At 71.0% G+C, this 10,701-nt stretch carries 12 protein-coding genes and 1 pseudogene; 6 read left to right on the plus strand and 7 right to left on the minus strand.

The genetic code is table 11. The features are described from left to right. Positions 1–28: 28 nt before the first annotated feature. Positions 29–877 carry a LysR family transcriptional regulator gene (locus ACIQVL_RS18640; RefSeq protein ID WP_403475829.1) on the minus strand — a complete coding sequence of 283 codons (849 nt, stop codon included), beginning with the start codon at positions 875–877 and terminating at the stop codon, positions 29–31. Positions 878–979: 102 nt separating this feature from the next. Here ACIQVL_RS18640 and ACIQVL_RS18645 point away from each other — a divergent pair, with 102 nt between their 5' ends. Both ACIQVL_RS18645 and ACIQVL_RS18650 read left to right on the plus strand, forming a co-directional pair. Next, positions 980–1,708 carry an SDR family oxidoreductase gene (locus ACIQVL_RS18645; protein WP_403475830.1) on the plus strand — a complete coding sequence of 243 codons (729 nt, stop codon included), beginning with the start codon at positions 980–982 and terminating at the stop codon, positions 1,706–1,708. Positions 1,709–1,788: 80 nt separating this feature from the next. Then, a complete protein-coding gene (locus ACIQVL_RS18650; protein ID WP_403439896.1) occupies positions 1,789–2,139 on the plus strand; it encodes a hypothetical protein in 351 nt (116 codons plus the stop codon). 734 nt (positions 2,140–2,873) lie between these two features. Here ACIQVL_RS18650 and ACIQVL_RS18655 read toward each other — a convergent pair. Both ACIQVL_RS18655 and ACIQVL_RS18660 read right to left on the minus strand, forming a co-directional pair. Then, positions 2,874–3,122: a DUF397 domain-containing protein gene (locus ACIQVL_RS18655; RefSeq protein ID WP_403439898.1), complete on the minus strand. Its 249-nt coding sequence runs from the start codon at positions 3,120–3,122 to the stop codon at positions 2,874–2,876. Beyond that, positions 3,119–3,955 (minus strand): helix-turn-helix transcriptional regulator, encoded by an 837-nt coding sequence (locus ACIQVL_RS18660; RefSeq protein ID WP_403475831.1) that lies wholly within the window; start codon positions 3,953–3,955, stop codon positions 3,119–3,121. Before ACIQVL_RS18660 ends, ACIQVL_RS18655 begins: the two co-directional genes overlap by 4 nt. 125 nt (positions 3,956–4,080) lie before the next feature. On the opposite strand from ACIQVL_RS18660, the pseudogene ACIQVL_RS18665 reads away from it, so the two are divergent. From ACIQVL_RS18665 to ACIQVL_RS18680, 4 genes and pseudogenes are all read left to right on the plus strand, one after another. After that, positions 4,081–4,486: pseudogene (locus tag ACIQVL_RS18665) on the plus strand (hypothetical protein). A gap of 162 nt (positions 4,487–4,648) precedes the next feature. Further along, positions 4,649–4,972, plus strand: a complete 324-nt coding sequence (locus ACIQVL_RS18670; protein WP_403439903.1) for a hypothetical protein — start codon at positions 4,649–4,651, stop codon at positions 4,970–4,972. Positions 4,973–5,047: 75 nt separating this feature from the next. Continuing rightward, positions 5,048–5,314 carry a hypothetical protein gene (locus tag ACIQVL_RS18675; RefSeq protein ID WP_403475832.1) on the plus strand — a complete coding sequence of 89 codons (267 nt, stop codon included), beginning with the start codon at positions 5,048–5,050 and terminating at the stop codon, positions 5,312–5,314. Beyond that, on the plus strand, positions 5,311–5,757 hold the full coding sequence (locus ACIQVL_RS18680; protein ID WP_403439907.1) for a hypothetical protein: 447 nt from the start codon (positions 5,311–5,313) through the stop codon (positions 5,755–5,757). The genes ACIQVL_RS18675 and ACIQVL_RS18680 overlap by 4 nt, the downstream gene beginning before the upstream one ends. Positions 5,758–5,870: 113 nt before the next feature. On the opposite strand, the gene ACIQVL_RS18685 is transcribed toward ACIQVL_RS18680, so the two are convergent. The 4 genes from ACIQVL_RS18685 to ACIQVL_RS18700 form a co-directional block, all read right to left on the minus strand. Then, complete coding sequence (locus tag ACIQVL_RS18685; protein WP_403475833.1) at positions 5,871–6,134, minus strand: hypothetical protein; 264 nt, start codon at positions 6,132–6,134, stop codon at positions 5,871–5,873. A gap of 184 nt (positions 6,135–6,318) precedes the next feature. Beyond that, on the minus strand, positions 6,319–6,969 hold the full coding sequence (locus tag ACIQVL_RS18690) for a hypothetical protein (protein WP_093500271.1): 651 nt from the start codon (positions 6,967–6,969) through the stop codon (positions 6,319–6,321). A gap of 78 nt (positions 6,970–7,047) precedes the next feature. Next, positions 7,048–9,495 carry a dolichyl-phosphate beta-glucosyltransferase gene (locus ACIQVL_RS18695; RefSeq protein ID WP_403475834.1) on the minus strand — a complete coding sequence of 816 codons (2,448 nt, stop codon included), beginning with the start codon at positions 9,493–9,495 and terminating at the stop codon, positions 7,048–7,050. Continuing rightward, positions 9,492–10,193, minus strand: a complete 702-nt coding sequence (locus ACIQVL_RS18700) for a GntR family transcriptional regulator (RefSeq protein ID WP_403439913.1) — start codon at positions 10,191–10,193, stop codon at positions 9,492–9,494. Before ACIQVL_RS18700 ends, ACIQVL_RS18695 begins: the two co-directional genes overlap by 4 nt. Positions 10,194–10,701: the final 508 nt, after the last annotated feature.

Below are 10,701 nucleotides of genomic sequence, written 5' to 3' on the forward strand. Positions count from 1 at the left end.
GCCCGCCGCGCCCGACGGCTCCCCCAGCTCAGAGCTGCGTGGCGGCGCGGACCAGTCCGGCGACGGCCCGGGAACGGCTGTGCGGCGGCCACGCGATCACGGTGGTGACCGGCGGCGCGTCCACCACCGGGACGGTGGCCAGGTCCTCGCGCAGCTGGGCCCGGACGGACTCCGGCACGACACAGCAGGCGCGGCCCAGCGCGATCAGCTGGTACAGCTGGGCCTGGTCCCGGACCTCCGGACCGGGCCCCTCCGGGTACCTGCCGTCGCGGCCCGGCCAGCGCGCCAGGGGCAGCCCGGCCTGCTCGGCGACCTCGGCCGTGCGCACCTGTTCGCGGACGGCGAGGGGATGCCCGGCCGGCACCACCAGCACCTGGCCCTCCGTCAGCAGTTCCTCGCTGTCGAAGCCCGCCGTGGAGTCGAACGGCAGGTGCAGCAGCGCCACGTCGGCCCGTCCGTCACGCAGCATCCGCTCCTGCTCGCCGACCCCGCACAGCAGCAGATCGACGGCGACCGCGCCCGGTTCGGCGGCGTAGGCGTCGAGCAGCTTCGCCAGCAGTTCGCCGGACGAGCCCGCCTTCGTCGCCAGCACCACGCCCGGCCGGCCGGACCCGGCGAGCGCCGCGCGCCGGGTGCGCTGCTCGGCCGCCGCCACCGCGTCCAGCGCCGCCCGAGCCTCCCGCAGCAGCACCGACCCGGCCTCGGTCAGGGTGACCGCACGGCTGGTGCGTTCCAGCAGCTTCGCCCCGAGCCGCCGTTCCAGTTGGCTGATCGCCCGCGACAGCGGGGGCTGCGCCATCCCGAGCCGCTGGGCCGCCCGCCCGAAGTGCAGCTCCTCGGCGACGGCCACGAAGTACCGCAACTCCCGCGTCTCCACACCTCCATGCTAGCGATCCGGCCGGGATCGATACCCCCGCGGTATCGCTGCCCACCCGATCGGTCCTGGCCCGCACGGTCCGGCCCCGGTCAGGATCGAAGCATGACCGAACAGCAGAAGACCGCGCTGGTCACCGGCGCGAACAAGGGCATCGGACACGAGATCGCGGCCGGCCTCGGCGCCCTCGGCTGGCGTGTCGGTGTCGGCGCGCGCGACGCGGAGCGCCGGGAGACCGCCGTGGCGAAGCTGCGGGCGGCGGGCGTCGACGCGTTCGGCGTGCCGCTCGACGTCACCGACGACGCGAGCGTGACGGCGGCCGCCGCGCTGGTCGAGGACCTCGCCGGACACCTCGACGCCCTCGTCAACAACGCCGGTGTCACCGGCGGCATGGCGCAGACACCGACCACCGCCGACCTCGCGACGGTACGGGAGGCCGTCGAGACCAACGTCATCGGCGTCATCCGCGTCACCAACGCGATGCTGCCGCTGCTGCGCCGCTCGCCGTCCCCGCGGATCGTCAACATCTCCAGCAGCGTCGGCTCCCTCACCCGGCAGACCGCGCCCGGCGCCGAGCTGGGCCCGATCGCCCTCGCCTACTCACCGTCCAAGACGTTCCTCAACGGCGTCACCGTCCAGTACGCCAGGGAACTCCGGGGCACGAACATCCTGATCAACCTCGCCTGCCCCGGCTACTGCGCCACCGACCTCAACGGCTTCCAGGGCCACCGCACCCCGCAGCAGGGCGCGGCGACCGCGATCCGCCTCGCCACCCTGCCCGACGACGGCCCGACCGGCCGCTTCTTCGACGACGACGGGGAGGTGCCCTGGTGACCCACCCCGGGATACGGACTCATCCCGGTTGAGTAGCCCTACTCAGGCGGGGACACCCGGGCGGGGGCGAGATTGGGAGCATGAGCCTTCCACCGCCGCGCCCCGCGCAGGGCGGGCCCCTCAGGGTGGTCTTCGCCGTCGTGGCCGTACTGCTGCTCGCGGTCGCCGTCGCCGTCAACGGGCTGTTGTTCTTCGGCATGGCCTTCGCCGGTGACAGTTGCGGCACCTCGGCCGGGACAGCGAGGTTCTGCGACGACTCCGGCGTCTGGATCCTCGTCGCGATGCTCGGGCCGTGGGTCGCGCTGGGCGTCGCGGTCGTCACGGTCGTGCTCGGGGCGGTGCAGGTGCGGCGACCGTGGACCGCCCTGACGGTGGGCGTACTCGTGTACACGGCCGGACCGGCGCTGGCCCTGTTCACCGTCTTCGGCTGACGGTTGCGCCTCAACGGGTTGCGCCTCACGTACGCCGCCAAGTGACCGTCGGGGCCGCCCGCTTCTCGGCAGTGTCGTGCTTCCGCGGGCCGAGTCAAGGGCGCTTCGCGTCGGCTACGCCGATGCCCCTTCGGGTCACCCTTGACACGACCCGCTCCACCACGGGGAAGAAGCGAGCGAGCGGCCCGGAAAGGCGGGGTCCCGGCCGGCGTTCACGGTCAACCGTCGGCCGAGTCCGCACCGCCGATCAACGAGCGCGCTCCCCCCGTCCGCGGCCCGCTCCGCCCAGCGGCTCGCGACCGGCGGGGCCCGAGAGGACCCCGGAGGACCCGGGAAGGTACGAGTGGAGGATCTGTGCCTCGTCCGGCCGAGATCGAGCCTGCCCGGTCAGGGAGGACGGGCCTCAGCCGTGGCACACAAACGCCGATCACTTCATCCCGCGTGGCGGGTGGGGTTGTGGGCGCGCCCCGTCGTTCCGTCCGTCGCTTGGGCGGCCCGGCGTGCCCCCGAAGCGCGTCCGCGCCCGTCGTCCGGCGATGCGCACGCAGCCGACGGTTGACCGCGAACGCCGGTCAGGGCCCCCGCTTCCTTCCGGCCGCTCGCTCGCTTCTCTCCCGTGCTGGAGCGAGGTGTGTCAGGGGTGGCCCGGAGGGCCATCGGCGGAGCCGACGCGAAGCGCCCTTGACGCACCTCGCGGAAGCACGACACTGGCCGAGAAGCGAGCGGCCCGACGGTCACTTCGCGAGGTCCGTGAGGAAACCGGCCCAGGCGGTGGGGGAGAGGGAGAGGTGGGGGCCGGCGGGGGCCGTTTTGGAGTCGCGGATGTGGATGGCTTGGGGGCAGGGGGATATTTCGCGGCACTGGCCACCGCCGTCGTCGCTGTAGGAGGACTTGCGCCAGGTGTAGGCGGTTTCGACGCAGTCGCCGCCCCCGCTGTCGCTGTAGCTGGACTTGAACCATCGCAGGGTTCCGGTGCGGGTCATCGCTTCTCTCCTGCCAACCGTTCGGCGAGGCCGACCGAGTCGTCGGGGCTCAGGGCCTGTGCGCGGGTCTTCGCATAGCGGTGGGCGAGTTGGGACACCTCTTCCGGCTCGCTGACCAGGATGCCCTGGTCCTCGATCTCCATGTAGACGACGTGTTCGTGCGCCGCGGTCACCACCATCTTCATGGGGCCGCGATCACCTGCGTACGTACCCCGCAACCCCCGCTCCATCGGCAGCACTTGCAGACACACATTGTCCCGCTGTGCGTCCTCGATGAGCGAGAGCAACTGCCCGCGAAGTACCTCCCAGGATCCGAACGGCCGCCGTAGCACGCTCTCTTCGAGGATCAGCTCGATCAGCGGTGCAGGCTCACGCTTGAACAATGCCCGGCGGGCCAGCCGTGCCTCGACCAGCTCCTCCCGCTTCTGCTCGGGGACCGGCGGGAAGCCGCCTCCGATCAGTGCCCGCGCGTAGTCCTCGGTCTGGAACAGTCCGTCGACCACGTGCGTCCCGTACGACGAGATCGTGACCGCCCCGGCCTCCAACTCCGAGAAGCCCCGGAACCGGGCGGGGTACTTCTCCAGCAGCATCCACTTGCGGGCCTTCTCGAAGACGCCCATCCCGTTGCCGATGGCCTCCTCCAGCGCCACCGGCATCTTGTCGCTGGCAGGCTGCGCACACGTCTCCATGGCGCTGATCGCGGACGCCGTGTAGCCGGTGCGCCGCCCCACCTCTTCCTGCGTCAGCTCTTGCTGCTCACGCAGTGCCTTCGCCAGGGCGGCCACCATCTGTGCCGTGCCGCCCGCTTCCTCTTTGTTCTCGGCCCGCGCCATGAGCGGTCACCCCCGAACTCAACCGAACTCAACCGGTCACAACCAACGCACCCCGATTTTCGACCGTATTCAGTGGTCGACTCAGAGTTATGGCGACGGTAGCTCCACGTGCCAAAACTGTTCCCATGAACACCCAAAGTGACCCTTTAAACCTCGGCTGGCTGCCCGCCACCGGCGTTCAACTCCGCAAAGCCGGTGTCCAGTTCGACGCAGTCCGGGTGGACGACGGGGAGTGGGGGCGGCGGCTCGCCGATCGGCTCGCGGACATGACCGGGGGTGACCCCGGGCCCGTCATCGAGGTCGCCAGTGGGCGGCGGTGTGTACTTCCTGGTGCCGGCCGGGAGCACGGACCACCTGCCCTGGCCTGCGGAGGTGACCAGGCTGACCGCCGTTCCGGCGCGGGTGTCGTACATCCCGGTTCCCGCGCTGGACGACATGACGTGGCCGTTGTCGTGGCGCTATCGGCCGACCGCGCACGGCCGTTTCGTGTACACGCGGTTGTTGCGTTCCGCGCTTCACTCCCCCGAGTGAAATTCGTCAACACGGGTCCAGGCAAAAGGGATTGCGGCTTGCATTCGCCGCTTTGGGGGGCCCTAAAGTCACGATCAACAGATTGCCCCCGCGGTGCGCCAACACCCGGGGGCTCGACACCTGGAGTGGACCCTCCTGATGCGCGTTCATCGTATGGCGCCTGTGCGCGCCTTCGCAGCCCTCGCCAACTCCCTTTTTCGGGACCGATGCCTGTCCTGGGGAGCGGTAGGCGTACTGGCGTACCTCCTGGGGCTGCCGGACGGTTCCTGGATCACGGAGCGCATCCTCGCCGAGCGGCGGCGGGAAGGGTGCATGTCGGTCGTCGCTTCCCTGCGTGAGCTGGAGGAACGGCGGTATCTGCGGCGGGTGGTGTCGCGGGACCCGGTGACCCGGCAGTACTCGACGGTCTGCGAGGTGTTCGAGAGGCCGTACGAATCCGCGACACCGGCGGGTGAAATGCAAAAAGTTCGCCTTGTGGCGGCCTAGGAAGCAGAGAAGGGAACGTCGTTGACTGTCACGCTCGTACGCCCTGAGGTGGTATACCGGCGGTATACTGTCCTCATGGCTGACACCACGATCAAGGTCGACCCCGCTGTCCGTGACCGCCTGCAGGAGCTCGCCAGGGAACGCGGGATGAGCATGCGGGACCTCGTGGCGGAGCTGGCCGGGGCCACGCCCACCAAGGAAGAGCTGCGCAAGCGGTACGAGGAGACGAGGGCGTACGTCGAGGAGCACTTCCTCGGGCGGCCCTACACGGAAGAGGACGAGAAGGCCGGCGAGAAGTTGTGGACCGACATCGAGTCCGGGCGTATCGGGGAGATCCAGTGACCGAGGGGGAGCGGTACCCGCTGCCGCGTGCCGTCATCTTCGACGACACGGCGGCCCTGGCGCTCGGCGCCGGTAACAGGATGGCCTCCCGGCTGGTCGTCGAGGCGGAGAAGGACGCCGCGCTGCGGGTCTACATCCCCGCGGTGAGCCTGGCTGCCGCGGAGCGGGAGCGGGCCGGGGTTGCGGAGCATGTCGGTGCGCTGCCGTCGGTCAACATCGAAGGGCTCGACTTCGCGGCGGCCACGGCTGTGGGCAAGCGGCTGCGGGCCGCGAACGGTGAGCCGGAGGAGGGGAAGGACGAGCCGGACTGGAGTGGCGCCCATGTGCTGCACCTCGCCCTGCCGACCGTCGAGTGGCCGCGCGGCCGTCCCGTCCTGACCAGGACCCCGATGCGGTACCGGGGCACGGGCATCCGCACCATCCGGATCGTCGAGCAGGGCTGATCACGGTTCCGCGGACACACCCCAAGGCTCCGGACCGGGAAACGGTCCGGAGCCTTTTTCACTCACACAGAGATGAATACGCGGCTTACGGCCGCTTCAGTGGTGCGTGGCGGTTACCAGCTGCCGCGGCCGCAGTCGGAACCCAGGTCGGTGATCTGCGCGCCCGGGCTGCCCTCGCCGTTGATGAGGTTGCTGAGGGCGCCGTTGAGGATGCCCACCTCGCCGAGGACGTCGAGGTTCAAGTCGTGGGACCGGCAGCCACCGCCGCCGCCGTACCCGTGCTGCTGCGCCGGCAGGGCGCTGGCCGGGACGGTGCCCAGGAAGCCGACGCCACCGATGATGGCGATCACGGCGGCTGCCTTGTGGAGCTTGCGCATGTTCTCCTCCTTGAGCCGAATGGGAGCGCGCGGACATACGATCTGATAAGCGCTCATTTCGGAGACTAGATCGGCATCTGCGGGCGCGCTCTTCGGAGGAGCCATACGGGGGCACCGGCATCCGGGTGACCTGCCGTCAGCATGAGACGTCGTCAGTGTGATCCGTCGTCAGCGTGACCTGCCGTCAGCTGAAGACGATCATCGAACCCTGGGCCAGGCTGCGGGTCGCCGCCGCGTGCAGGCCCAGCCACACGTGCCGTTCCCGCGCGAACGGGCTCGGGTCGTAGGGGGCGGGGACCGCCGGTTCCTCCAAGTCGGTGGGGGCGGCCGGGGGTTGCGGCGGGGCCGGCGGATTCGCCGGGTCGATGCCGATCGACGGGGCGACGTACTCCAGCTCGCGCAGCAGGGCGTGGGAGGAGCCCAGCGGGCCGCCGCTGGCGAGGAGTTCGTCGCTGGAGAGCGGGCTCGGGAAGTCGACCGGGACGTAGGCGCCCGCGTGGTCGTAGTGCCAGACCAGGTGGGACTGCTGGGCCGTCGACTCGAACATCTCCAGGAGTTGCTCGTAGTCGCCGCCGAGGTCGTCCACGGGGGAGACGGGCAGCCCGCAGACCTGGAGGAGATAGGCGCGGCGGAGGAAATGGAGGGCGTCGTAGTCGAAGCCGGCCACGGGTGCGACCTCGCCGGACAGGCCCGGCATGTACTGGTACACCGGCACCGGGGGCAGCCCGGCCTCGGCGAGCACCTTGTTGTATTGCGCGAGTTCCTCGGCGAACGGATTGTCGGGGGTGTGGCACAACACGTCGACGAGCGGTACCAGCCAGAGGTCACAGGCCAAAGAGGGCTCCTCATATCAGGGCGTTCACAGCAAGTGCTCAGCTAGGTGGTCAGGGAAGAGTAGTCCGTGCGGCGCCGGTCAGCGCCCCCCGTGCAGGTCCCATACCCAGACCCCACCGGTCCACTTACCGGGTTTTCCGGTCAGGGCCTCCACCGCCTGTCGTAGTTTCTCGTCATTGGGTTGCGGGGCGACCACCAGGACCCCCGCCTTCCAGTAGGCGAAGTCCTTCTTGGCCTGCGCCCGCCAGTTCTTGCCGATCACCGGGACCTTCCCGGAGTAGCGGACGTCCCGCAGCATGCTGGAGGTGAAGCGCGGGACGGCGCCGTAGATACCGGCGCGGTCGGCGCCGTAGGGGCCGTTGAAGTATCCCCCGGGGAGCTTGAAGCCGAGGTGGGCGCTGGTCTGCCAGTGCAGGGCCTCCGCGTAGCCCGGGTCCGGGAGCGGCAGGGGGACGAGGGACTCGCCCTTGCCCACGTACGACTTCCACGCCCCGCTGCTGATGAACGACGGGACCGCCTCCCGCTGTTCGGACTTGAGCGGGGCGGGGACGATCGGGAGCAGGGCCACCGCGACGGCGAGCAGGCCGAAGTACTGGGCGCCGACACGGTGGGTGGCGAGGATCTTCTCCAGGGCGAGCGCCAGCAGGACGCCCAGCGCGGGGGCGCAGACCATCGCCACCCGGCCCTCGATGACCGACTCGAAGAGCGGGAACTTCCGCACCAGCGCCCAGGGCCCCGGATACACCGTCTCCGTCAGCGGGATGCGGATCTCCGGGCCCATGGACAGCACGGCCGCGGCGACGGAGGTGAACGCCAGCGCCTTGACCAGCGGCCGCTCCCACAGCCGTACGACGATCCCGAAGGCGACCAGGACCAGCGGCCAGCCGTAGAAGGCGTTCTGCTCGGTGGGGTTGAGGGACAGCTCGTTGGCGCGGCCCGCGCTGCCGTAGAGCATCGAGCGTTCGGCGAAGGCGAGCAGCGAGAGCGGGCTGTTTCCGGCGTTGTCGCCGTGCAGGACGCTGTGGTAGCTCTGCGGGCCCGTGAACTGCCAGTACAGCGGGAAGGCGACCAGCGGGAGGCAGACCGCCCCGGCGATCAGCAGGCCCTTGCCCAGCGGGCGCCAGGCAGCCCTCGCCACCTGCGGACGTACCACGGCGTAGGCGAGGGCGAACAGGGTCATGCCGAGGGCCGCCAGCAGGAACGGCTCCTCGCCCAGGAAGACCTGGTACGCCGCCATCAGACCGAGCACGATCCCGTCCCGCCGCACCCGGGTGCCGTCGGCGAGGCGCAGGGCGCGGTCGATGACCAGCGGGATCATGAACAGGATCACGAAGTTGGGGTGCGCGTTGGCGTGGCTGACCATCGGCGGCGCGAAGGCCGCGAGGGCCGCCCCGACGAAGGCGGCACCCCGGTGCCGGACCACCCGCTTCACGATCAGCCAGTACCAGGCGACGGCGGTCGCGGCGAGTCCCAGCGCCATGCAGACGGAGAGCGAGACGGCGGGTCCGGCTGCCAGGGTCAGCGGGGCGAACGGGACCGACAGGCCCAGCATGACCGTGTTGGCCATGAGGTTGACGCCGTCGGGGAAGTTCTGGAAGTCGGAGAAGAGCGGGTTGCGCAGGTGCGCGAGGTTGTCCGCGGTCACCGCGAAGAACCACTCCCACTGGTTCTGGTCCTGGAGGGAGTCGGTGAGGTAGCGGTGGTCCGGGTCGAAGAAGCGGCCCGAGTACAGGGCGACGGAGAGGGCGAGGAAGAGGACCGGGACCAGGAGGTCCGCCGGGCGCAGCCGGCGCAGCCGCAGCCGGGCCAGGTCGGTGAGGACCCTCGGATAGTCCAGCGGACCCACCTTCGAGCCGGGCTGGTGGCTCCAGCGGACCGGGACCTCGGTGATCGGGTGGCCGGCGCGGTGCAGGTGCTGGAGGACCTCCACGTCGATGCCCCAGCCGTCGAGCCGGGAACCGGCGAAGGCCTCGCGGGCGAGGTCGCCGTCGAAGAGCTTGAACCCGCACTGGGTGTCCCTGAGACCCGGCACGGCGGTGGCGCGTATCAGCAGGTTCCCGGCGCGGCCGAGCAGCTCGCGCAGCCGGTGCTGGTGGGCGGCTATCTCCGCGCCCGGCACGGCCCGCGAACCGATCGCCGCCGCGCCGCCCTCGCTGAGCGCCTTGTCCAGCCGCTCCAGCTCCTCGATCGGTGCGGCGAGGTCGGCGTCGGTGACCAGTACGCGGCTGCCGGCGGTCGCGGCCACGCCGAGCCGCAGGGCGCTGCCCTTGCCCCGGTTGCGGCCGGCGGCGACCAGCCGGACCTGCGGATGCTGCAAGGCCGCGACCTCGCGCGTCCCGTCCGTCGAGCCGTCGTCGGAGACGATCACTTCCCAGGAGCCGAAGCGGCTCTCGTTGTCGGTGAGGTAGCGGGTGACGGCGTCGAGGGTCGGGCCGAGCCGCTCCTCCTCGTTGTACGCCGGGATGACGACGGAAAGGCCGACGGTGTCCCTGTCCTCGTCCTCCCTGCTCTCCGTGGGCGCGGTCATCCGTTCTTCTCCGCCAGGCGCTCGATCAGGGCGAGGGAGTGGGTGTTGTACGCGGTGACGATCCCCCGGGCCGCCTCGGTGTCGCGGCGGGACAGCGCGTCGACCAACTCGGTGTGCCGGGACCACAGATACCCGCGTAGATCGGGCAGCCGGCGCAGGTGCCGCACCGCGCACACCCAGGACTGCACGCGCAGCCGGTGCAGGAAGTCGGCGAGGTAGGGGTTGCCGAAGAGGGCGGACAGCTCCCGCCAGAACCGGAGGTCGTAGCCGATGAGGACGGTCAGGTCACCGGCGGTCGCGGCGCGCTGCGCCTCCTCGCCACGCCGCCGGACCGCGGCGAGGGCGGCGGCGACCCGGGGCTCCTCGGGGTCCTTGAAGGCGGGGTGGAGGCCGTCGGCGAGCGCCTGGAACATGCCGTCGGTGACCAGGCTGCGGGCCTCGATCATGCCCCGGTAGTCGGCGAGCGTGTACTCCGGCACCCGGAAGCCGCGGTGCTGGTCGGCGTCGAGGATGCCCTGCGCGGACAGGTCGACCAGCGCCTCGCGGACCGGCGTGGCGGAGACCCCGTACTGCTCGGCGATCTCCTTGACCGTGAACTCCCGGCCCGGCTGGAGCCGCCCGGCGAGCACCTCGTCACGGAGCGCGTCCGCGATCTGCTGGCGCAGGGTACTGCGCGTCACAGCGCCGTTGCCGGGCATCGTGGGGTGCCTCTCCTCACGCGTTCGGGTGACGTGCTCGCTTACACGTACATGTACGAGCACGCCACCTTACGCGTTCGGGTTCCGCGTGTACTCCTTCCGTGTCCGCGAAGCTACCCGTGGGTCCCTTCTACGGCTCCTGTGCGCCGCCTGTGGGAAGCGCCCCGCTGAAGCGCTCCTTCAGGGGTGCGGGGCTGTGCCGGATCTGCGGCTGCCGCCGCGTGGGCGCGCCCAGCCCCCATGGCGCGGGGGCGCCCCTTCAGGGGTGCGGGGCTGTGCCGGATCTGCGGCTGCCGCCGCGTGGGCGCGCCCAGCCCCCATGGCGCGGGGGCGCTCCTTCAGGGGTGCGGGGCTGTGCCGGATCTGCGGCTGCCGCCGCGTGGGCGCGCCCAGCCCCCATGGCGCGGGGGGGCGCTCCTTCAGGGGTGCGGGGCTGTGCCGGATCTGCGGCTGCCGCCGCGTGGGCGCGCCCAGCCCCCATGGCGCGGGGGCGCCCCTTCAGGGGTGC

Source organism: Streptomyces sp. NPDC090499, assembly GCF_044769305.1.
Classification (GTDB): Bacteria; Actinomycetota; Actinomycetes; order Streptomycetales; family Streptomycetaceae; genus Streptomyces.

Excerpts from the sequence above, each read along its gene's own strand:
- ACIQVL_RS18645 (WP_403475830.1), top strand. The coding sequence starts at position 980 with ATGACCGAACAGCAGAAGACCGCGCTGGTCACCGGCGCGAACAAGGGC.
- ACIQVL_RS18650 (WP_403439896.1), top strand. The coding sequence starts at position 1,789 with ATGAGCCTTCCACCGCCGCGCCCCGCGCAGGGCGGGCCCCTCAGGGTG.
- ACIQVL_RS18655 (WP_403439898.1), bottom strand. The coding sequence starts at position 3,122 with ATGACCCGCACCGGAACCCTGCGATGGTTCAAGTCCAGCTACAGCGAC.
- ACIQVL_RS18660 (WP_403475831.1), bottom strand. The coding sequence starts at position 3,955 with ATGGCGCGGGCCGAGAACAAAGAGGAAGCGGGCGGCACGGCACAGATG.
- ACIQVL_RS18675 (WP_403475832.1), top strand. The coding sequence starts at position 5,048 with ATGGCTGACACCACGATCAAGGTCGACCCCGCTGTCCGTGACCGCCTG.
- ACIQVL_RS18685 (WP_403475833.1), bottom strand. The coding sequence starts at position 6,134 with ATGCGCAAGCTCCACAAGGCAGCCGCCGTGATCGCCATCATCGGTGGC.
- ACIQVL_RS18695 (WP_403475834.1), bottom strand. The coding sequence starts at position 9,495 with ATGACCGCGCCCACGGAGAGCAGGGAGGACGAGGACAGGGACACCGTC.
- ACIQVL_RS18700 (WP_403439913.1), bottom strand. The coding sequence starts at position 10,193 with ATGCCCGGCAACGGCGCTGTGACGCGCAGTACCCTGCGCCAGCAGATC.